The sequence below is a fragment of the Vibrio kagoshimensis genome (assembly GCF_050337535.1).
GTDB lineage: Bacteria > Pseudomonadota > Gammaproteobacteria > Enterobacterales > Vibrionaceae > Vibrio > Vibrio gallaecicus.
Map to the genome: position 1 here is coordinate 35,737 of NZ_JAKJSZ010000011.1, position 22,568 is coordinate 58,304.

Consider the following 22,568-nt stretch of genomic DNA (forward strand, 5'->3'; position numbering starts at 1 on the left):
CTTTTGGTATTACAAGCCGTAAGCTGTTTACCATACTTTAGCGTTTACTGGTGATAGGAACCAACTGGCATTGTTGGCTCCGCCAGACTCAGCCCAATCTACAATGTTAGGGTAAGCTTGACAGGTATCTGTTCTTTCATATGGATGTGACCATTGAGTTGGGATATCCAAAGCCCAAGGCAAGCCGCTCACTGTTTGGTAATATTCATTGTTATCGACACTCGAGTCATCAGCGCCTACTCCAAAAATATTCGTATTTGCTAAGTCGGTATTCGGGTAGTTCATTAAATGAATTTCTTTATTACGAGAGTCTGATTTATAAATGAATGGATTTAGTGCAGTTCCACTTAAGCTTGGCATTGAACCATCAATTATAAGAGAGAGACTGTAGTCAACGGCATCTCGTACATCACCAGATTCAGTATTGTAGAAATTTGAGTTTCCATTACTTGGTAGCATGTCAGAAATACTTTCAATCGCGACAATGACTAACTCACCACTGTGACCACTTTCTGGGGCAATTGCTTCAGTTGAGCCGTTATATGTTTTAGTTAACGAACTGACATTTGAAGCTTCAATACCTGAAAGAGACAGAGCGAAACTGTTGTCTTGACTAGCGCCACGAGCGACAGCTTGTCCGTAATAATCAAAGCGGGTTATTTGGTTGCTCGCATTTGTATATACGCCGTATGCATAACGTGTAATGAAGTCGTTTAGGTCATAATCTCCTTCATATGGCCACATATCTTCGAATGCAAGTGTGTACCAGCCTGAAGTTGGCGTTCTGCTGTAGAAGGCAATGGTAGGATCATTGGGTGCATAATCATCACTGTCGGCGATCCCATCACCATCACTATCTCCAATTTCTGGCCAAGTAATTTCTGCAATATCACTAATTAGACCATTTGAATCAATTGCTGTGACTTGAACCTTCCAAAATTCACCAGCGACAGTTTCGCTTGAGTCAAGAGTCGCCCCTGTGTTGTTACTCTTTCCTACAAACTCATCATCTACATAGAACCCTTGGCCTACATCGACGAACCAGCGGTAGCTATAAGTCACTGAATCACCATCTGAATCAGCAGGGGTAGGACCGGTTACTGTTACGACTAAATTATCGTCAGAACCTAAACCTGTGCTGCGGCTTAGCGTAGGTAAATTGGGTGCTGCGTTGTTTATTTGTGTGTAAGTTACACTGATTAAACTGTAATCAAGAGTTGTTAACCAGCCGTCATTATTCACATCTATATCAAGGTCAACGTTGACTAGATTATCACTCAGCGTTGAGGTAGGCAGGTCAAAAACGGTGGTAGACCAGTTACCATTTGTTCCTTGTAAAAAGCCTGGGGTTAAAGCGGTTCCATCCACGGTTACGCTATCGTATTCACCATTCTCTCCATGGTGCGCTTCTGAATCTACATCATATGCATAGATTGTCAGGGTAGCTTCTGTAATTTGGGAGCCTTCTGGAACACTAATGTTATGCTGCCAAGAGTAATCTTGATTAGCATTACTGTATATATCAAAACCATACCCTGATGGTGCAACATAATGTGGGCTGGTACTGCTGCTGTTGATTTTCTGAGTAACCGTTATAGACCCGTCGCTGTTGGTTGTTGAAGTGTTTTCAGATGCTGCAGATAGCGCATAATGTGGAAAATTACTGGCAACAAATGAACTCATGACTAATATCGATTTCTTTAAATTATTCATAGCGTCTCTTCCTTAATCCGCATCTAACATAATGTCACAAGCAACACTTAAACTTGCTTCCAACTCGTTTAAGCTAAATTGGGATTCGCAATTTTGCTTTCTAACGCTTGCAACAATTTTTATGCTTTCCCAATGAGCTGGAATGCTGAACTCATTATTTAACACGCCCTCTTTATTCGTGATGCCGGAATAGAAGGGAGTCGCATCGATACCGTCAGAGGTGATGCTATAAAACTTGACTATGTGGGCTCCTCGAATTGGGGATGCATTGCCATTTTTCTGTGAGTAGCTACTTACGATGTTCACAGCTAAATCATGACTGTTAACGCCTCTCCACTCAAAGTTGTTGGGTACTGAAATTTCATTAAATGATGTTTCTGAAACTGTGGTTACTGAGCCGCCGGAGCTTGAACCACCACTGTCACCACCACAACCAATGAGCGAAGTAGCGATAACTGACGTTAGAAATAAGGGAGTGAGTGTTTTCATCTTAATCGTCCTTAATTGTCTGGGATGCTTAAGATTTAGCAATCAACGTGCCATGTTTAAGGTGTTGATTTTAAAGTGTTTATTTGAGCTTCTTATAATGGGGAGATCAGTTTTAGGGTTGTTCTCAATAAGAGAATCGATTTGAAAGTAGATTAGTTACACGTATTGAATGTAACTAATCTGGATGAAGAGACGATAAAGGGGCTGTGTTCTTAGTGGTTATGGTTTATTACAAACAAGTTAAAGTAAGTTTTGAGAGGAAAGCTTCGCTCTTATGAATTCACTATGATCAACGTACAAAAGCTCAGCTGTTTTTCTAATTACGGCGTCTTCTAACGGATCTATTTCACCGTCTGCGTGCGCGACTTCCCACATTCCTTTGATTAAATCGAAGCGAACGGGCTGTGATAGTTCGCGTAGCTGTGATGTAAAATCATAAAGTGAAACCGATTGTTTGACTTGTTGTTCAGCTTCTATGAGTAATGTTTTAGAAGCTTCTTCAGAAAGCCCTAGTAGCCTTTCAAGTAAGTGTAGTTTTGCTTGCTGTTCTGCTGGGTTAATTGCATGGTCAGCTCCTGCGACTTCACACAATAGACTTGCTATCGCTAAGTTAGGGGAAGATACAGGGTTCTTACCAAGATCTTGCCCATCGATTAATTGTTTAAAAAGTGATGTGAGTGAATTAAACATGCAAAGCTCCAAATGTGTCATCTTGATAATACTATTAGGGTGATTACTCACAATAACAAGCAAGTTGACACAACATTTACATTGCTCTTTATTGAATACATTCATGAAGGTGATGTATTCATGAGAGCATGTACTCCGCATTAAGGAAATTTAGGGTGCGGGAAAGTGGGTGTTTTCACCCGTACCGCTTAACGTTGAAATTTCAGTTGGCTTCCCTTCATCATCGAGTCTTAATTCACCAATAGCACTCCGGTTCGATAATCGATAGAAGCTTTGGTTATCTGGGCTACGTTTTTCAATTTTAAGACGTTTTCTTTTCGTGAAATAGTTCAATACCGAATGTGGGCTATACAAGAGGCGGTCGAAAATATCACAGAACTTTAGCAGTGGTGCAGGGAACTCATTCTTAATTCCACTACAAGTTATTTGATAAATATTAGGGCTGTTTTTTCTATATCTAAGCTTGATGTCGTAAGCAAAGGAATAGTGAACATCACCAGATAAAACGACAAAGTTAGTGGGCGTCTTAGTATGAGTGAAAATACTGATCAATGTGTTGGCACTGCCTGGGTGCGCCATCCAGTTCTCAGCATCAATGACTAAAGGCTGTCCTAGTGAAGTCATCATTTTTTGTAATGTTTCAATGAACTTGACCCCGAACATGGGCGCCGCAGAAACAATAATGACTTTGTCTAAACCCATCAACTGGTGCTGAAGCTCAATTAGTGCTTCCCAATCCATTAATCCAGACGGTTTATTCATACGTGATTCAGAGCGCCAACGACGAGTGCGAGTATCGAGTACGATGACCTTTGGAGACGTTTCAATGGTGTAGTGCCAATCTTCAAATCGATTCAATGACTGCAGTAATATCTGTTGATGACTATGGTTGAGTTCTGCTGTATTGGTATTTATTGCAAAAGTGTTCGTTACTCTTTCTATGAATGCTCTATCAAATTTCTCTGGCGTATTTCCCCAACCTTGGCATAACCAATAAGCAGCCAGACCATTTCCAATCACTTGACTGGCAAATGCATTTTGGTCTGCGGCATGTTCCCAGCCGACGGTTAAGTTCCAGTCATCTGTTACATCATGATCATCAAAAATCATATAAGTTGGAATATGAGCCAGTAAACGCTGAACTTGAGGTAGACCTTGTACAAAGTCGTCAATAGCGGCATTTTCTTCACGCCATTGCTGCTGCTCTTCGGGAGTTAATGTGTAGTGACCATGCCTGAAGTTTTGGTCTCTTAACTGCTCTTTATTGACCAAAGCCCACAGCGTTGGAGACCATACCAGTAAGTACATAGCAATAAATTCAGAAAGGGTCACTAAGTGATTTTCATTTTCCCTAGAGCTGAATATAGGGACTCGTCGCTGTGGAAATAGTTTATCTAAAAACGAATCTGAACCTGTGTGATGGGGTAGAACCTTGTCGCGTTGGTAAAAATTAAAGTCACTCGTGTATAGATCTTCCGCACTAGAAATATGACTTTGTTGGGAGTCAGTTGGTAGCGTTTCATTAGGGAGCCCTAATAATGATATGACCTGTCCAATTGCATCCAGTGTAGGACCTGCAACGTGATCTGCATAAATTTGGTCACCACTCATCATGAGAATGTTAGGGCGTTCTAGTGGAGTTTGGCTTTGAACTTTACTATCGACTGCGACTAAGCTGTCTTTACTTGAATGGTGAGGGTTACGGCAAGAACCATGTAAGACATAATCGGCTTTAGTTGGGATAACAAAGTTAAGCCTTGATTGACCCTGGTAAAGTAAATGGGGAGCGAGGTCAGTAATGTCACCTTGATCCGTTTTAATTTTATATTCAATAGGAGTATCAGTAGGAAACTCACCTTGAATTGAAGCCAGTGTTACCCATGCATGTATACCTACTCGAATGGATTCGGCTTGGGCTGCATCATAATGAAAAAAAGCTTCACGTTCACTAGGGTGGAAAAATAACACTTCTCCCTTAATTGGTTGGCTGGTCACAAGCCATAAAGCAACTTCATTGACAGTTGTTTTTCGTAAAATAGGACCGGCAATTAATAAGGGCAATTGTGAGGTTTTTGAAAGCTTCAATCTGAGTCCTACATTATCTAAATGGAAACGGTGATTCGCGCAGTAGTTAAGGTGGCATTGCTAGCGAGAGCGAGAAGTGGTGAGCTGAACAATGCGACTAATTGGCAGTAGTAACGTGAGAAGGCGACTATTCGCTATCTGCGTTTGGGTCTTCCAGTATTTCGATGACTTCGGAGCTCGAAAGTTCATGCCCCATTAGGAATAATGCCAACATAGCGTCAGCTTTTGTTTTTGTATCTGAGCTGTCATCTAATATTTGTTCGAACTTTTTACGAATCATTGTGATTTCATGTTCAACGAATCCACGTCCTTCTTCATCCCCTTGATTTTCTTCTGGGGCATTATCAAAACCTAAAAATAGCAGGTCACCATCCAGTTTAGTCTCTATCAAACGTTCAGGTAGCCACTCTTCTCCCATTACGATTTCGGGATCAGCGCCATTTGGTAAATTATTTATGATGTTTTGTAATTCTGAGACTTTCACATTACTTTCATTTATCAGAGAATATGCTTTATTGTAACGGTCAATTGCTAACGAATCTAAACCTAGTTCAGATAAAATGGTTAATAATTGTCAATTCAGTCACTTTATTTTCATACAAAGAGCTATCCCATAAGAATGAAGTACAAAATTTTATCACCTTTAATGACCACGGCAGCAGTATTGTCATCTGCTAATGTTTGGGCAACCCAAGAGCAAGAGTGGGGTATTGCGGCAATGTATCGTGTTGCAACTATCCCTTTTAATACAGCAGAAGGTGATCAAACCGTCAGTTCATTTGTTCCTATGTTGTTTTTCAAAAATGACTATGTGTACATCGATGGTACTGAAATGGGTGCATACATTTATCAAACTGAAGATGAATTGTGGTCTTTAAACGCCATTTCTCGCATGCGATTTATTGATATCCCATCATCGGAACAAAATGCAATTGAAGGTGATACTGCTGACTTTGGTGCTCAACTTGCTTATCAGTTAGATGACACTTGGGAAATAGAAACCGAAGTGATGAGTGACGATGGATATCGTTTCCATGGTAATTTGCGAGCAAAAGGTTACTACCAGTCTGGTGATTGGGAGCTTACGCCTAGTGCCACGTTACGATATAAAAGCTCGGACTTTAATAGCTATTACTTTGCATTAGAAGGCGACAATGTAGGCGCTGGTGCTGACTTGAATATCGGGTTAGATGCTCGTTATCATGTCGTTTCGAACCTGTATTTATTAGGCTCAACCAGCATTACTCGCTTAGACGACAATGCTTATGACTCCAGGATCATTAATGACCGTTACCAAAGTGAATTTTTCATTGGTTTCGGTTTCTTTAATGATAAAGAAAAGGCACCAAAACCACAGTTAAGCAACGCCCCTTATTTAAGAGTTGCTCATGGCTGGGCAACGCCATCTAATATTGGCGATATTCTGAAACTTAATACTGAGAAAGATGAATACAGTAACCAGCTCACTTCATTCTTCTACGGTCACCCTTTAACCGATGAGTTATTTGGTGTGCCGATTGATATCTATTTAACACCAGGTATTGTCCACCACTGGAACTCAGATGTTCAGTCTAGTAGTACAGAATATGTGGTCGCGATAAAAGCATTTTATACATTTGATTGGCCAACTCAGTGGAGATTTGGTTTAGCTGAAGGTATGTCTTATGTTGATTCTATCACTTACATTGAAGCGAAAGAGATGGAAGAAAAAGGCTACACCGCAAGTCACTTATTGAATTACCTCGATATCTCATTGGATGTCAATGTAGGGGATTTGATTAACGAAAAAGACTTAGACAATCTGTGGGTTGGGTATTCTATACACCATCGCTCGGCTATCTTTGAAAATGCCTCTCAATTTGGACGCATCAAAGGCGGCAGTAACTACAATACTATTTATGTTCAATATGAGTTTTAAGCCGTTCTAGTCATGAGTTACATGATGAGAAGTAAACAATAAGAACCAGAACATACAAAAGTAACTATTGCGAACGCCCTAAACCTTGAACATTAAGGTCTAGGGCGTTTTTACTTCACAGCAGTAATAGTTCATGGTAACAATAGTCTACTGCAACAATAGTCTACTGCAACAATAGTCTACTGCAACAGTAGTCCATGAAAGTCATAGTCTATAGAAGCAATAGCCAACGGTACCAATAGTTCGCGGACATAAAGGTGAGTCAATGTTGTACTCTAAATGTAGAGACGAGGTGAAATAAGTAAACCTATCACCCTAGCTTTTTTATTCTTCACTTATGGTACAATCGCGCGAGATTTTTTAGGTAAAGAATAGGACACGTTTTGACTTCGTCCCCAAATAATAAAGCGAAATCAGCTAATTCCAAGGCTGATTCAAACGCTCCTGCACATACAGCAGCCTCACAGTCTAAAACAACAAACAGCCCAGCATCACTTCGCAAAGCCTTAAATGATTGCATGATGCGAGATCGTTTCCGATTGAGTAAGCGGATTTCAGGCGCTAGCCGAATTAAAAACGAACAATCAAAGAATGCTGTTTTTGATGAAATAGCGTTAGATATTGCTAAGTCTATGATGACGGCAACTCAGCGCGCGTCACACAAACCGACGATCGAATATCCTGAGATATTACCAGTCAGCCAAAAGCGTGATGAAATCGCTAAAGCCATTGCAGAAAACCAAGTGGTTATAGTGGCAGGTGAAACGGGTTCAGGTAAAACCACTCAGCTGCCTAAGATTTGTTCTGAGCTTGGCCGTGGTCGTTTTGGTTTAATTGGTCATACTCAGCCAAGAAGGCTTGCTGCGCGCTCAGTTGCAAACCGCATTGCTGAAGAAATGGAAACGCCACTTGGCGAGTTTGTGGGCTATAAAGTTCGATTTAACGATCAAATTTCTGATAACACTCAAATCAAGCTAATGACAGACGGTATTTTACTGGCTGAAATTCAACACGACCGTTTCTTAAATCAGTATGACACCATCATTATCGATGAAGCGCATGAGCGCAGTTTAAATATTGACTTCATCATGGGTTATTTACGTGAGCTTCTTCCTCGCCGCCCAGATCTTAAAGTCATCATTACTTCGGCAACTATCGATCCTGAACGTTTCTCAAAACACTTCAATAATGCACCAATTATCGAAGTTTCTGGCAGAACTTATCCGGTTGATACACGTTACCGCCCATTAGGTGGAGACGAAAGTAGTGATAACGATCGCGATCAAATGGAAGGCATTTTTGAAGCGGTGGATGAACTTTGCGATGAAGGGCTAGGTGACATCCTAATCTTCATGAATGGTGAACGTGAGATCCGTGATACGGCTGACGCGCTTAGTAAGCGTAATTTGCGAGACACTGAGATTGTGCCTTTGTACGCACGTTTGTCATCAGGCGAGCAGAATCGTATTTTCCAATCTCATACTGGACGTCGAATAGTACTGGCAACCAATGTCGCGGAAACGTCATTAACTGTTCCGGGCATTCGCTATGTTATTGACCCAGGTACTGCTCGAATTAGCCGTTATAGTTACCGAACCAAGGTACAGCGCTTACCGATTGAAGCTATCTCTCAGGCAAGTGCGAATCAGCGTAAAGGTCGTTGTGGTCGTGTTGCCGAAGGTATTTGTATTCGCCTATATTCAGAGGAAGATTTCGAGTCTCGTCCTGAATTTACCGATCCGGAAATATTAAGAACAAACTTAGCTTCAGTTATTTTACAAATGACAGCGCTAGGTTTAGGTGACATTCAAGCTTTCCCATTCGTAGAAGCACCAGATAAACGCAACATTCAAGATGGTGTGAGACTACTGGAAGAATTAGGTGCGATTGCAACCGATACGAAGAAAGCCAACACTGAATCGGATTCGAAAAAGCGCCTGACGCCAATTGGTCGTCAACTGGCTAAGCTGCCTATTGACCCTCGTTTAGCTCGTATGGTTATAGAAGCACCAAACAATAACTGTTTACACGAAGTGATGGTCATTGCCTCTGCATTGTCGATTCAAGACCCACGTGAGCGTCCTTCAGAAAAAAAACAGTCTTCAGATGACAAGCATAAACGTTTCTTTGATAAAGAATCGGATTTTGTCACGCTGGTTAACTTATGGAACTACATCAAAGAGCAGCAAAAGTCGCTGTCTAGTAATCAATTCCGCAAGCTGTGTAAACAAGACTTTTTAAACTATTTGCGTATTCGTGAATGGCAAGATGTGTACTTCCAAATCCATCAAGCCATGCGTGAAATGGATACCAAACTCAATAGTGAGCCGGGTAGCTACCAAGGGATCCATGTTTCTCTATTGTCTGGTTTGTTATCGCATGTTGGTATTAAAGATCAAGAGAAGAATGAATACCAAGGCGCTCGAAATGCTCGTTTTCATATCTTCCCAGCTTCCGGTTTATTTAAGAAACAGCCCAAATGGATTATGTCAGCTGAGCTGGTGGAAACCTCTAAACTTTGGGGGCGTATCATTGCCAAGATTCAGCCAGAATGGATTGAGCCTTTAGCAAAGCACCTTATTAAGCGCAGCTACAGCGAACCGCATTGGTCAAAGAAACAAGCCGCAGTTATGGCTCATGAAAAAGTGATGCTATATGGAATTCCAATTGTTCCTAAGCGCCTTGTGAATTACAGCACAATCGATGCTACGGTCTGTCGTGAAATCTTTGTTCGTAGCGCTTTGGTCGAAGGTGAATGGGAAACCAAACATTCTTTCTTCAAGCAAAATCGCAAATTATTGCAAGAAGTGGAAGAGTTAGAGCATAAGTCTCGTCGTCGCGATATTCTAATTGATGACGATGAACTGTTTGATTTTTATGATCAACGTGTCAGCGAAAGTGCAGTTTCTGGTCGCCATTTTGATACGTGGTGGAAAAAAGAGAGCAAGCAAACACCTGAATTACTGAACTTCGAAAAAGCCATGCTATTTCGAGGGGATGCAAGCCATGTAACTGACCTTGATTATCCTAACTTCTGGCATCAATCAGGCTTAAAACTCAAGTTGAGCTATCAATTTGAGCCAGGTGATAATGATGATGGTGTGACTGTTCATATCCCATTACCTATTTTAAACCAAATTGAACAGGCTGGTTTTGACTGGCAAATTCCAGGGCTTCGCCATGAATTGGTCGTGAGTTTAATTAAATCATTGCCGAAAACATTGCGCCGTAACTTTGTACCAGCACCGAATTATGCTGATGCATTTTTGTCACGTGTCACGCCATTAGAAGCACCGTTATTAGATTCTTTAGAAAAAGAATTACGAAGAATGACAGGTGTTGAAGTGTTGCGTGAAGACTGGAAGTTAGAGCAGATACCTGAGCACTTGAAAGTCACTTTCCGCGCGGTAGATCACCGTAAACGTAAGCTTAAAGAACATAAAGATCTGCATGAACTGAAAGAAAGCCTTAAAGGTAAGGTTCAAGAAACACTTTCCAAAGTTGCAGATGATGATATCGAACAGCAAAATCTGCACACATGGAGTTTTGGTGAGTTGCCAAAAGTGTATCAGCAGAAACGTGGCGGCTACGATATGAAGGCTTTCCCTGCTTTGGTTGATACCAAAGACAGTGTCGAGATTAAATTGTTCGAAACCGAGCAAGAACAAGTCTCAGCGATGAAAGCGGGTCAGCGCCGTTTAATTTTATTGAATGTGCCGTCACCAATTAAGTACCTTCATTCCAACCTTCCTAATAAATCTAAGCTAGGTTTGTACTTTAACTCGTACGGCAAAGTATTAGATTTGATCGATGACTGTATCGCTTGTGGTATTGATAAGTTAATTGAAGAGAAGGGCGGTATTGTTTGGCAACCTGAAGAGTTCGAGGCGTTGAAAGAACACGTTCGAGCTGAATTAGGCGATGCAGTTGTTGATATTGCAAAGCAGGTCGAAACGATTCTTACAACGGCATTCAATATCAATAAGAAATTGAAAGGTCGAGTTGATCTTTCAATGGCGTTCGCTTTATCGGATATCAAAGCTCAGATTGAAGGGCTAATATTTAAAGGTTTTGCAACGGAATGTGGCTGGCAACGTCTACCTGATATTCTTCGCTATATGAAAGCGATTGAGCGTCGTATGGAGAAGCTGCCGATTGACCCAAATAAAGATCGATTACATATGATTAAAGTTGAGTCGGTAATGAAGGATTACAAAGAACTCCTGAATAAAGTGCCGAAAGGGATCGCCATTCCAGAAAACGTAAAAGAAGTGCGTTGGATGATTGAAGAGCTTCGTGTAAGCTTTTTTGCACAACAGTTAGGTACGCCTTATCCTGTATCGGACAAACGAGTAAGAAACGCAATTGATGCTTGCTAAAGCGTGAGCGTAAGGTAGATATAAACTAACTAGTGGACTAACCACTTATACATTTTGTTGATGTGCAAAAGCTTATCATCATAGAGCCATGGTTCTATAACTTAGGTATAATCTTTGCATATGAACGGGTAAGACAAAATTATGGCAGTCTGGTGGCAATTTATGTCCACTTAAGGAAGCCAAAAAGCAGACTAAGAAGGTCAAACATGAAAAAAACTTTATTAGCATTAGCACTATTAGGTGCATCTTCTACAGCGATGGCTGATTCGTGGATCTATGGTGGTGCAATGGGTGGTCAAAACTCATTTGGCAACAGCGATGAAACTGCAATGGGTATCCACGCTGGTACTGGTATCTTGCCATTTATCGGTGTTGAAGCTGGCTACTGGGATCTAGGCTCATTTGGTAGCGTTAATTATAATGGTGTTGACCGTAAGAATTTAGATGCAAGTACAGCTTACTTGGCTATTAAGCCAAGTATCGATTTTGGTCCACTACATATCTACGCAAAAGCAGGTCTTCATTCATACGACTTAAAAGGCGATAGCTTTAAAGAAAGCAGCGAAGACGTGATGTACGGTGTTGGTGCTGAATACTTCATCTTTGGTCCTGTATCTGTAGGTGCAAGTTACCAGAACTTTAAAATGAAGCATGATGATTCAGGTGTTTTCTCACTGAACGCGACTATTCACTTACTATAAGTGAATCATCGAAAATCATAAGCTGAAGCCGGTTGATATTAGCCAAAAGCGGATTGATTTAAGATTAGTCATAAAAAATGCCAGCGTAATTGCTGGCATTTTTGTATTTATAAGTGTGGGTTTATCAACTTAAATCAATCGTCTGCTTTCTAGCATTTAGAATTTGTTGAATACGTGGATTAAGCGCTTTTCCATGTTTAGATTCGTACTCTTCACGTTGTAAATCATTGAGATTTTTTACTGAGTTAGCCGCTAGCAAATGTTGAGGTAATTCTGTTTGCAGCATGCCTTTTTCGTCTAATCTCTTTGCTTCTAGATAGTACTTTTTAAACAGCCCATCTAACTTGTTTTCAGCTACACGTTTTAGGTCGTACAATTTATTCTGAACAAGCCACTTTTCTATCAGGTTGACAGGTGTACGTGAAAGTACGCGAATACGGCTATCCAGCAGTTCTTCTTCAGTTAATGAATCTTTGAGGATCCAAAGCTCACCCATTTGTGGTGGCCAACTGTTTCCAAGTTGGATGCGTTCATGACAATGCATTAAGACGCGGTTCAAGCCATCAGAATCAACGGAATTAGCAAATTCGATAAACTTACCACTTGGTTCACTACCGTATTGATATTCCCATTGAGTTTCATAAACGCTAAGGAATGACCCAAACACGTGAATACACCAATCAGTTAACTCAAGCTCTGCCGGATCTTGGTCAATAATCGGTACTTGTTGTGAAGCTGATGGCTCAACGACCGTGCTAGAAACTGCGTTATTAGGGGTGTTAGTCTCTGGTGCAGTCACTTCTAGCTGAACATTTTTAGCTGGCTCAGAAGGTTGGCTTTTTGCCTTTTTGGATAAGCTGCTGTCTGAAGCGCTCAGATGGGCTAAGCTTTTGTCGATACCCATTAGCTTGAGCTTGTCCTGCATTTCCTGAATATTGAGAGGTCTTCTGTTGTTGTCTTTCATTTTGCTTCTCGTTAACTAGCCAGTACTGCAATTTAGATTCAATACGTGATATCGGCATTAATTCATTCGCTTTGGCTTTATACCAGAGCACAAATTTCTTCCATACTAAATTATGGTCCCCAGACAAACCAGAGAACTTAAATGCTCGCTCCGCCCAAGTCGGTATGATTTCTTCATCGAGATCATGAGTAGAAACTGTATTACCGTTCATCTGACCTCTGCTTTGAGGACGCGGAGCATTAGATACTGCTTGCATTTGATTCGGAGCTGGATGAAAAGTCGGCGGTGCAGGTGCAGGTGCAGGTGCAGGTGCAGGTGCAGGTGCAGGTGCAGTAGAGTAGACCGGAATACTATTGGTCGGTTGAGCTTCAACCTGAACCGTAGCTTGCTCTTGCTCAATGAGCATTTTGAAAACGTGGATCTCTTTCTTATCTCGATAATCTACTTTAACTTTATCGAGAAAACCTTGGTCGACTAAACACTTAAGGCAGTCGGCTAAACCAAACGTAGAGAGAGCACAAAGTTGGCCTGCTGATTGTAGGCACACATTGGTGTAGCCGAATTCGTCAGCACCGTCTGCAAGCATCAATAAAACAAGCTTTTCTGCAGGGCTAGAAGTATTCACTTGCCAAGCTAAATAAGAATATTTGGCGCTCAATATCGTGTTCTCAAAAAAGGTAGGTCGTTGACTCTATTGTAAGTCACCGCTTGCTGAATTTATAGCAACTTAACAGAAAACGACATTAGTGAGACAAATATTAACCATAAGGAGAGATCTGACCCAGAAAGGAGCCCCAAGCCGACAATTTTTTAGTAGCACGCTCGCATGATTGTTATGTTCAAATGAGTACGTTTAAAGGTTGTTGTTAAAACAGCACACCCAGTTTGCTCAACAATAAACCCATCACCAAGCCTTAACTGAACTGAAAAAAAGCCAACACGATATATCCTTTTCCAATACTGAGCAGGGCGACGTCGTCCAGTTGATGTTCTCGATTGTAACCGACGTCCTCCTAAGTCGTTCGCAGAAAAAGACTGCGTTCTTATCGGTACGCTACCACTTCTAAATCGATAATGCCCCTTTCTAAGTTACAGGCATCTTCTGTTCTTTTTATGTGATTAAACTAATTGTTTAGCCTGATAATTAAGAAGAAAAAGAAGGCTAAGTAACTTATAAATATCATGCTTACAGGTAAATATTTCATTATCAATCCTCTTTGTTAATAGGGTGATTATGAATAGTGTTGTGAATATGGAGTAGGAATTAGAGAAATTCATTATTGCTGCTTATTTACAACCAAATTTGAATTTCTCTAATTCATATTGCCAATGGATTAGGTCGTGAATAATAGCCTCAGTTCGCCAATCACGGCTTTTAGATTCGTTACCGGAGTTACTATGAAAACCAAATCACTGCGCACTGTTATCCCTGCATTGCTACTTAGCTTATTGAGCACTGCGGCGTTTTCTGGAATGAGCCTACAAGAACGAACCGTTCTGACCCCTGCTGGAGTATCGACAGAGTTTGCTCAGTTATTTGAGAACAGAGTTATTCCACCAGTCATTCCAACTCCTAGCACCACAGCAGAGTGGTTGGCGTTACAAGCTCAATTTGATGCACCGGGTATAAAAATGGCTCAACAAGCTCTAGAGCGTTTAGATGTTACTTATGAAGCTAAGCAGTTTGCCGGGGTCGATACTTTCTTTGTTACGCCGAAAAATATCGCTCCTGAATATAAAGATAAGTGGCTAGTACATATCCATGGTGGTGCGTTTGTTTTTGGTGGGGGTGAATCGGCTTTACGAGAAGCTATTTGGGTTGCCAACGGGCTAGGTGCTCAAGTGATCTCTATTGATTATCGTCAACCGCCGCTGCACCCATTCCCAGCAGCAATTGATGATGCCGTTGCAGTATGGAAAGCGCTAATAAAAACTCAGTCACCGGAATCGACAGCGATTTTTGGCACGTCTGCAGGCGGTAACTTAACGTTGGCAACGACACTTAAGCTGCAAGAACTCGATCTTCCCGCACCTGGTGCACTGTTTGTTGGCACACCTGCTGTTGACCTTAAAGAGACATCGGATTCTTGGCTAACGCTGCAAGGCTTAGACCCTTTAGGTCAACGCGAAGGGTTGATTAACGGTACGTTCGACGCATATGCAGATGGAGAGTCGCTTGATAATCCTCTTATTTCACCAATATACGCTGATATTGATGAATTCCCGCCAACGATATTTATTTCAGGAACTCGAGACCTCTTGTTAAGTGATACGGTTCGTATGCATCGATTATTACGTGGTGCAGGCGTAGAAACTGACCTGCATATATATGATGGTCAATCTCATGGAGACTATTTGAATGGTATATTGTTCGACATGCCAGAATCTGAAGATGCTATTAATGAATTAGACCAGTTCTTTAGTAAATATATCAACTAGCTTATTTAAGAAAGCAAATATTGAATCACACGGATGTGGATTTTTATTTGGAGGGTATAATAATGATAAAGTTATTTACTTCACTTCTAAAATGTATATCAACGTCACTGCAAGCTAACTATCATTATGCTCAACATCAGTCTGTCTTAGATCATTCTTATTCGCTACCTCCTATTTTTGTATTGAAACAAAGTGATGAAGGAGGCTCATAGTGATAAGACGTTTTTATTCGATGTTAGTCGCAGTATTTCTTGCCATACCTTTATATCTAGCCATACCTAACGCGCTAGCCATGCCAAATATTGCTTTAGAGCTTGCCGACACGTCTAGCCCCAAACATACTCTTTCGAGTTTCATCAGAGATTCGAGTGTAGTTATCGAGCACTGGCAAAATGAAACACTGCATCTTAAAGAAGTGCAGCATGCTTATTCACAAGTGATCAGAACGATGGACTTATCTATGGTTCCGAATCGTAGCCGAACTGTTGTCGTGATGGAGAAAATAATTCTTCTTCGTGAGTTGTTAGATCGAATTGATCAAGGTACTCATCAGTTGGTCCCAAATATCGAGCAAATAAGGGAAGAGGAGATTGACCACTGGCGCTTAGGCAACACTGAGGTCGTATTGTCTCGCCAAACTTTAGGCGATCGAACCGATCAGTTCTTATTTAGTTCTAACACCGTTCAAAGCCTATCTCGGTGGTATAGAACGATGTCAGCTCTTCCTTACTATACCGAAGTACGTCCAGACTATTATCAGGAATTTCTGATTAGCCCCGGACCTATGTTCTCTAAGCAATTTGTTCTTTCTTTACCTTCATCTTTTAATCAACTCTATGGACCGCTTCCTTTATGGCAATGGCTTGCGCTGATTGGAGTTTTGTCACTATGTAAGATCATGATAAAAATTAGCTTTTTGCTTGGTGAGCGTTGGAATAGTCGCTGGGAAGGAAAAGGGTTGAAATGGCGGGCTGGTCGACTGTTGTCGCTGGTGGGCGTAGTGAACTTGCTGTTTATAGCAAGATGGGTGATTGATGATGGGATATGGATTACTGGTGGTGTTTATCAGCTGTTCACCACCTTATTTCTACTCGCTCAGTTCTTCTTTGTCTCCTGGCTTATTATGGCCATTTTCAATTATTTCGCTGATATTTATGTATTCAAAAAGCACAACGGAAAGCACGTAGATTCGTCACTGATTACTGTATTAGCGCGTATTTTTGGCGGGTTGACGATCGTGATTCTTGGTATTTACGTCATCGAATTTATGGGCTTTTCAATCTCCCCCATATTGGCAGGTTTGGGTGTGGGTGGTTTAGCGGTTGCACTGGCCATTCGCCCTATATTAGAGAACGTAATCAACGGACTAACGCTCTATGCTGACGGGGGAGTAAAGATCGGTGAGTTTTGCCGTTATGGGGATAAACTCGGAACCATTGAAAGTATTGGTTTACGTTCGACTCGAGTCCGGACTCTAGAGCGATCTTTAATTACCATTCCCAATTCTGAGTTTGCCAATATGGAGATTGATAACTTAGAGCGACGTGATAAACGACGTATGGATCATATTATTCGACTCCGCTCAGAAACGACACTCGATCAGTTGCGGGTACTCATTGTAAATATTCGACGTTTGTTATTGCAGCATCCTATGATTGAAGAAGATCCGGTTCGGGTTAGATTGATGGGAGTAGGGGAATACTCAATTAATATCAATATGATGGCTTACATTAGTTGCCGTGACCATGAAGAGTTTATGGCTGTCCAAGAGGACATTCTTTTTTCTGTGTTGACCCAAGTTGACAGCATTGGTGCGAAGATAGCCCACTCTACGCAATATCAATTGTTCGATATGGTCTCGGCGGATAACCGAGAACAGGAACAGAAAGCAGAGCAAGTAGTCGCTCAGTGGCATGAAGAGCGAGCTTTCCCGTTCCCTGACTTTAGTTACGAATATAAATTCGAAATCAAAGACTCCATTATGTACCCTTCGGCAACGTCTGCAGTGCGTCCGTCTTCCACTTCAAGCTAATCTAATCGATAGATACTCTCTAGCCCCTAAAGCGACTAATCATCGCTTTAGGGGCTAGAGCTCGGGAGATTTTTAACTGAGAACTAAGCACTAAGGTTAGTACTCAGCTCGCTATCGGACGTCAGGTTGAACAACGCTATCAAAGTAACTCTGCATGGTTTGATGAAGTAGTTGATGAAGTGGAAAGCCTCTCTTCGATTGAAGGTAGCCGCCCTCGACACCAATTTGGCGCATTTCTTTTGGCAAGTTGGGTAATGGGTAACAGCTTAATTCAGGATCATTTTCGGTCATATAACTGCTACCAAAAGAGAAAGCGTCTGAATTCTTAAGCTTACTTCGCAATACTGTGAGGCTATGTGTCGCTAACACAACATTCGCGGTGTAGCCTTTTGATATATAGAGATCTTCGATTGGCGCTCGTTTGGTGTTGATACCATCAATCAAGATTCTTGTGATTGGTAGGTGATGAATATCTTCCCATTCGCAGCTCCTACTCAGGACAGGATGATCTTTGCGTGCAATGAGGCTCAACTTTACTTCGGTGAGCTTATGCTGGTAGATATCTTGAGGCAATGGAATGCCCGAAAGTTGCAATAAGTAATCGACTTGTCCACTTAGCACTTCAGCTAAGCTTTTGTCTTGCCAGTAGACTAATTTAAAGCTCGCTTGTGGAAGTGCTTCATGTAGAACCTTAAAAATCCCTTCACCGTATTGTTCAATTAGAAATATGTTCAAAGCGATGGTGACTTCACCGGTAAACATTTTTGGATCAAAGTTGTGGTAGGACTCAACCACCTTTATCAAAGGGGAGTACATTTCATCGGCCGCTTCGGCGAGTTTCTCTGCTAGTTCAGAAGGCTCAACGCCGTGTGCTTTACGAAGGAAAAGTTGGTCGCCAAAGGTTTCTCTTAACTTCGCCATCCCTCTGCTGACACTGGTTTGCGATATACCAAGCTTGTCAGCTGCCGCGTGAGTATTACGAGTTTCGACAACCGCTTTAAGTAACTTGAGCAGATTTAGGTCTAAGTCTTGAAGTTCTTTCATGGGTTACCTTTTCGTAATGAAGTTCTAAAGTATCATTTAAGAATAAGGGAAATTGGCTTTTGTTCAATAGCTTAGGAATGATATGTGTTGAAGAATGTTTGATAAGATTCGCAGGAATACGTTGTGAGCAGAGATTAGCTTTTAACCCAATGAGTTCTATGCAGCAAGGATAAGCAGAGCAGACCTGGCAACATCCGTGTTGCTAAAGACGATTAGGCTTGATGTTAGATAAAGGCTCAAGTTTGAGTGTGAATATAGTTTGAAAGTGAAAAGACATATTTAAAGAGTATAGCTAGAACGCTTAATTGCAGTTACAGCGGCTAAGTATAGTTGAAGCGCCTAGGCATAGTTAAAGCGCGTAAGTGTAGTTAAGACCAAGCTTGTTGTCCGAGTTGTCATAAATACCATAGTTGATTGAAACATTTTGATTATCTGATACTCGATAAGAGAAGCTACTTTCCCATTCTAACGTATTGATTTTAAGCGCCTGATTTCTTAGTGATGTCGTATAGATTGGTGCGAACATTATAGAGGCTTGTTCTGTAATGGTCACCACACTGTATAACTGCGCCATGGCGATAGGCACTTTCTTATCAAGGTTGTCACTAGAGATGGCACCGGCGCCAATAACCGGAGCGATAATGAGCCGTTCATGCAGTGGCAGGACTTGCATCGCGTTCAACACGAAAGTGTGTGTATCACTACGGTCATCATATAAATAATCGCCCATCACGCCACTGCCGAAATTGGTGCTCAGTGCCGCGGCTCTTACTCTGTATGTGTCAAAATTGTTTAGAGACTGAGCAAAAAGTAATGCTGCCCAGTTGTCAGTGATTGTTCTAGCATAACCAAATCCGGTATCAAAGCCTTCGCTGTTGTAGCCTAACTGAAGGGAGCTATAAGCTGCCGTTGGGTCGGTGAAATCAACGGGTGCTGTTTCTATGGTCGCTTCGGTAAATTCTTCGACGGCGGATTCAAAGTCGATCATGTTTTCATCAGCGATTGAATAGGTGCTGATCATAAAGCTTAGTAATAATAGTTTAGTTTTCAAAATAGCCAACTTATTTAAATGTTTTAGACTAGGTATTAAAAAGTGAGCTGCCTTTTTGTTGGCAGCCCTAATCATTTAGAATGAATGTTTAAAAGCGAATAATGAGAGGTTGTTACCATCATCATATTGGTAGCTATATACGAACGCGCTTGTACTATTAAATTGATAACCAAGTTCTGCCGTGTAATCCCAATCTCTTAGCGTCGATTGATTGCTATTCTTTTCTTTTACTTTACCTAAGCTGTAAGTATATTCCGGCGTGAATCCTACCCACATGTTAGGGTTCAGGTTGTAAGTCATATCAAGTGATGCACTGGTGTAGTAAACACTGCTGCTCATCTGTTGATGTTTCAGGTTGCCAAGCGATATTTGAGGTACAACAGAAAACTGTTCGTTAACTGTATTGTCCTTGTAGAGACTGAAGCTATAGTCATTCGCGCGTAAATTATCTGATTGGAAGTTGGTATCATGATGATACTCAAAAACAAGCCCTAAGCCATCGCCTCTTTGAAAATCGAATCCCAATTCGTGGTTATCAAAATTGTCGTCACTGCTGTATGAACTGAGTAAACTCCAATCGTTATTTAGTGGTTTGGCATATTGAAGCCCAATATCAAAATCGTTGCTGCCGTAACCGATATCAAACCCCGAATAATGTTGTTTAGAATCAGAGAAATTAACATTGGTATTTGCAAGCACTAACGATGAAGAAATAAGTGATGCAATTAATAGAGATGTTTGAGTTAGTTTCATAAATATAAATCCAAGTTGTGTTTGTTTATGCCGCTATTTTATTTATTGCCCGGGGAATAGACTATGAATTACAGCGATTCATATTTGCTTGCTAAACGCATCGATATAAAAAAGCCCCAAACAAAAATGTCTGAGGCTAAAAATAGGGTTGTAGTGGCAGAGAGCGTGAAATCAGAGTAAGAAAGCGTGAGCTAAATACAGAACACTGAAGAATGAAATAGCGTCGGTTAAGGTTGTCAGCATTGGGCTTGATAGCATGGCTGGATCGAACTTGAGCCGCTTTAATAGCAAAGGCAATGCCCCGCCAATCACGACGGCAAGAGTGGAAGATAGCGTGTAAGCGATGGCGATAATCAATGGCAATCCAGAGTGATCCCCACCCAGCGTGAACAGCGTAAGCAGAGCCAAAACGGTACCAATTAGTAACCCATTGAGCGCCCCGATGGGGATCTCTTTCGCGACTACATACAGCAGATCTTTAGCCGAGATTTGCCCGATGGATAATTCACGTATCGACACAGCAACGGATTGATTCCCTGCTGCACCAGAAAGGTTGGCGACTAGCGGCAACACTGCGGCTAATACCGCAATTTGTTCTATGATGGGTTCGTAGATGGCAATGATCGAAATCGCAGCGTAACTTAAGGCGACTGAAGGCAGTAAAAAGGCGAGTCGGCGTAGGTTACGTTTAAGAACCGGCATGGTGCGAGATTCATCGCCCCCAAATACGCCAGATTGTTCTAGCATTTGCTGTTTAGATCGTTGGTATAAAGCGTCATTGAGGTGCTTAAAACCGACGATTCCTATTTGGAAGCCTTGTTCATCAACGATGGGGATGACCGGGTGCAAAGTAGTGTCCAGCGTACTTTTAACCGTATTTAGATCAGCGTCAGGGCTGATGACGGGAACAGTGTTGTCTATGTATTCTTTTAGTAATACACCACGTGGTAACAGCAGTACATCACGGATCTTCAGCCCACCTAAATAGCTACCTTCAGTGTCGTGCAAGTAAACGTAACGCCATTCTAATCGATCCAAGCTGTGTTCTTCTGTGCTTAATATTGTGTTCAAACTGTCGATGGTAGCCTCTTCTGTTAGCTTGAGAACTTCGCTTTTACAAATCCCTCCGGCAGAATCTTGTGGGTAGATTAAGGCTGCCTGCTCTTCGTCTTTCCATGCTGAAGGTAGGGCTTGCCTGAGCTGTTTTTGTAAGTCGTTTGGCAGTTCATTGAGTAGCAGACGGCGGTCTGCGGAATGCAAATATTGAAATAGCATTATGGTGTTGTTTTCAGAGAGTTGACTGATCAGCCATAGAAGTTCGGGATCAGATAAGTGATCAAGTAAGTTGGCAGCAAGGCTCGGGTTTACTTCGCTGAGTAGAGTCCAAGTGACGATACGCTGCTGATCAGAGAGCTTCCTTAGTACTGATGGAAGTTCAACAGGTTCAGCCTCTAGAAGCGTTTGATTCAGCCGTTTAGGCTTTCTTAGAGTTAGGCACTCCAGTATTTTTAGGTACAGCTTTTCCGCGCCTTCCGATGAAAAAGATAATGTAATTAATGTCATATGCTAGACCTTTGACAAGAAGTGAGAATACGATAGAAGCGATTTTTATGCGGATGTCTGTGGTTGTCGCTTCTTGGTCGCAAGCCGAACAAAGAGAGCGATAAATGCGGTGACCATCAGGATTAAACTGCCCATTAAGAACCATTTTGTAATCAACTCTTGATATTGAGAGACGAGTGGGTGTCGCATAACCCACTTTCCTACTAGTAATAAACTGAAGACCCATGTAATCGAGCTAGTGAAGCTAACAATCAGCGTTCTTATTGCGCTGAGTTGTGCAACGCCCATCAACATTGGGGTCAGTACACGAACAAATGGGACAAACCGCGAAACGAACAGAGACAGAAAGCCGAATCGGTTTAATAGTTTTTTTGCCTTGGGTAACGATTCATCTGGCAGTGTTCGTTCAGCTTTACGCATGAACTGAGTGTTGTGCAGCCAACGCCCTTGAAGGTATGCAATGATACTGCCCAAAAAAGAGGCACTGGTTAGAAGCATTAGAGCACTTGAAAAATCAATAGCGCCCAAACCGACCATGCCCCCGACAAACAACACTAGGCCGTCACCGGGTAGTGGTAAGAAAACAAAACTCGACTCAAGGAAAAGCACGACACCAAGTAAAAGTAATAAAACGTGCAGTGAATTCAATTCAAGTAAGGCATCAAAGTCTTGCAGCCAAATCGCGGAAAAAATCTCTTGCATGGAAACTCCAAGTTAGTGTGGGCTCTGGCTGTTGATTGCCGGAGC

Annotated in this window: 16 protein-coding genes and 1 pseudogene; 5 read left to right on the forward strand and 12 right to left on the reverse strand. The window is 41.7% G+C overall.

Annotated elements, in window-relative coordinates:
* Nucleotides 1–27: 27 nt before the first annotated feature.
* The 5 genes from L4C37_RS11950 to L4C37_RS11970 form a co-directional block, all read right to left on the reverse strand.
* Nucleotides 28–1,713 (reverse strand): LruC domain-containing protein, encoded by a 1,686-nt coding sequence (locus tag L4C37_RS11950; RefSeq protein ID WP_273294788.1) that lies wholly within the window; start codon nt 1,711–1,713, stop codon nt 28–30.
* Nucleotides 1,714–1,725: 12 nt separating this feature from the next.
* The gene (locus L4C37_RS11955; protein ID WP_429768702.1) at nt 1,726–2,202 is read right to left on the reverse strand and encodes a hypothetical protein; all 477 of its coding nucleotides are present in this window, start codon (nt 2,200–2,202) and stop codon (nt 1,726–1,728) included.
* 240 nt (nt 2,203–2,442) lie between these two features.
* Nucleotides 2,443–2,892, reverse strand: a complete 450-nt coding sequence (locus L4C37_RS11960; protein WP_273294790.1) for a tellurite resistance TerB family protein — start codon at nt 2,890–2,892, stop codon at nt 2,443–2,445.
* 150 nt (nt 2,893–3,042) lie between these two features.
* Nucleotides 3,043–4,977 carry an alkaline phosphatase D family protein gene (locus tag L4C37_RS11965; protein WP_429768704.1) on the reverse strand — a complete coding sequence of 645 codons (1,935 nt, stop codon included), beginning with the start codon at nt 4,975–4,977 and terminating at the stop codon, nt 3,043–3,045.
* A 127-nt stretch (nt 4,978–5,104) separates the two neighbouring features.
* A complete protein-coding gene (locus tag L4C37_RS11970; RefSeq protein ID WP_137372634.1) occupies nt 5,105–5,539 on the reverse strand; it encodes a VC1380 family protein in 435 nt (144 codons plus the stop codon).
* A 57-nt stretch (nt 5,540–5,596) separates the two neighbouring features.
* Between L4C37_RS11970 and L4C37_RS11975 the strand changes: the two genes are divergently transcribed.
* From L4C37_RS11975 to L4C37_RS11985, 3 genes are all read left to right on the forward strand, one after another.
* Complete coding sequence (locus L4C37_RS11975) at nt 5,597–6,895, forward strand: MipA/OmpV family protein (protein ID WP_429768705.1); 1,299 nt, start codon at nt 5,597–5,599, stop codon at nt 6,893–6,895.
* A gap of 383 nt (nt 6,896–7,278) precedes the next feature.
* Nucleotides 7,279–11,274 (forward strand): ATP-dependent RNA helicase HrpA, encoded by a 3,996-nt coding sequence (gene hrpA / locus L4C37_RS11980; RefSeq protein ID WP_429768706.1) that lies wholly within the window; start codon nt 7,279–7,281, stop codon nt 11,272–11,274.
* Between the two features lie 206 nt (nt 11,275–11,480).
* Nucleotides 11,481–11,975: an outer membrane beta-barrel protein gene (locus L4C37_RS11985; RefSeq protein ID WP_137372637.1), complete on the forward strand. Its 495-nt coding sequence runs from the start codon at nt 11,481–11,483 to the stop codon at nt 11,973–11,975.
* Between the two features lie 124 nt (nt 11,976–12,099).
* On the opposite strand, the pseudogene L4C37_RS11990 reads toward L4C37_RS11985, so the two are convergent.
* Nucleotides 12,100–12,714: pseudogene (locus L4C37_RS11990) on the reverse strand (hypothetical protein); the annotation flags it as partial.
* An 85-nt stretch (nt 12,715–12,799) separates the two neighbouring features.
* The gene (locus tag L4C37_RS11995) at nt 12,800–13,597 is read right to left on the reverse strand and encodes a hypothetical protein (RefSeq protein WP_429768707.1); all 798 of its coding nucleotides are present in this window, start codon (nt 13,595–13,597) and stop codon (nt 12,800–12,802) included.
* Between the two features lie 740 nt (nt 13,598–14,337).
* Here L4C37_RS11995 and L4C37_RS12000 point away from each other — a divergent pair.
* Nucleotides 14,338–15,378, forward strand: a complete 1,041-nt coding sequence (locus tag L4C37_RS12000; RefSeq protein WP_429768710.1) for an alpha/beta hydrolase — start codon at nt 14,338–14,340, stop codon at nt 15,376–15,378.
* A gap of 211 nt (nt 15,379–15,589) precedes the next feature.
* Nucleotides 15,590–17,410, forward strand: coding sequence for a mechanosensitive ion channel family protein (locus tag L4C37_RS12005; RefSeq protein WP_429768711.1), 1,821 nt, complete (start codon nt 15,590–15,592; stop codon nt 17,408–17,410).
* A gap of 111 nt (nt 17,411–17,521) precedes the next feature.
* Here L4C37_RS12005 and L4C37_RS12010 read toward each other — a convergent pair whose 3' ends face one another.
* The 5 genes from L4C37_RS12010 to L4C37_RS12030 all read right to left on the reverse strand — a co-directional run bounded on the left by L4C37_RS12010 (nt 17,522) and on the right by L4C37_RS12030 (nt 22,523).
* Nucleotides 17,522–18,454, reverse strand: coding sequence for a LysR family transcriptional regulator (locus tag L4C37_RS12010; RefSeq protein ID WP_429768712.1), 933 nt, complete (start codon nt 18,452–18,454; stop codon nt 17,522–17,524).
* 349 nt (nt 18,455–18,803) lie between these two features.
* Nucleotides 18,804–19,505 carry a hypothetical protein gene (locus L4C37_RS12015; RefSeq protein WP_429768713.1) on the reverse strand — a complete coding sequence of 234 codons (702 nt, stop codon included), beginning with the start codon at nt 19,503–19,505 and terminating at the stop codon, nt 18,804–18,806.
* Nucleotides 19,506–19,580: 75 nt separating this feature from the next.
* Nucleotides 19,581–20,258, reverse strand: coding sequence for a hypothetical protein (locus L4C37_RS12020; protein WP_429768714.1), 678 nt, complete (start codon nt 20,256–20,258; stop codon nt 19,581–19,583).
* 171 nt (nt 20,259–20,429) lie between these two features.
* Complete coding sequence (locus L4C37_RS12025; protein WP_429768715.1) at nt 20,430–21,821, reverse strand: magnesium transporter; 1,392 nt, start codon at nt 21,819–21,821, stop codon at nt 20,430–20,432.
* Between the two features lie 45 nt (nt 21,822–21,866).
* Nucleotides 21,867–22,523, reverse strand: coding sequence for a DedA family protein (locus L4C37_RS12030; RefSeq protein WP_429768716.1), 657 nt, complete (start codon nt 22,521–22,523; stop codon nt 21,867–21,869).
* Nucleotides 22,524–22,568 lie beyond the last annotated feature (45 nt).

What these genes read in the sequence shown, in the direction of transcription:
- L4C37_RS12010 (WP_429768712.1), bottom strand. Translation starts at nt 18,454, where the DNA reads ATGAAAGAACTTCAAGACTTAGACCTAAATCTGCTCAAGTTACTTAAA.
- L4C37_RS11960 (WP_273294790.1), bottom strand. Translation starts at nt 2,892, where the DNA reads ATGTTTAATTCACTCACATCACTTTTTAAACAATTAATCGATGGGCAA.
- L4C37_RS11985 (WP_137372637.1), top strand. Translation starts at nt 11,481, where the DNA reads ATGAAAAAAACTTTATTAGCATTAGCACTATTAGGTGCATCTTCTACA.
- L4C37_RS12020 (WP_429768714.1), bottom strand. Translation starts at nt 20,258, where the DNA reads ATGAAACTAACTCAAACATCTCTATTAATTGCATCACTTATTTCTTCA.
- L4C37_RS12025 (WP_429768715.1), bottom strand. Translation starts at nt 21,821, where the DNA reads ATGACATTAATTACATTATCTTTTTCATCGGAAGGCGCGGAAAAGCTG.
- L4C37_RS12000 (WP_429768710.1), top strand. Translation starts at nt 14,338, where the DNA reads ATGAAAACCAAATCACTGCGCACTGTTATCCCTGCATTGCTACTTAGC.
- L4C37_RS11955 (WP_429768702.1), bottom strand. Translation starts at nt 2,202, where the DNA reads ATGAAAACACTCACTCCCTTATTTCTAACGTCAGTTATCGCTACTTCG.
- L4C37_RS11975 (WP_429768705.1), top strand. Translation starts at nt 5,597, where the DNA reads ATGAAGTACAAAATTTTATCACCTTTAATGACCACGGCAGCAGTATTG.
- L4C37_RS12030 (WP_429768716.1), bottom strand. Translation starts at nt 22,523, where the DNA reads ATGCAAGAGATTTTTTCCGCGATTTGGCTGCAAGACTTTGATGCCTTA.
- L4C37_RS11950 (WP_273294788.1), bottom strand. Translation starts at nt 1,713, where the DNA reads ATGAATAATTTAAAGAAATCGATATTAGTCATGAGTTCATTTGTTGCC.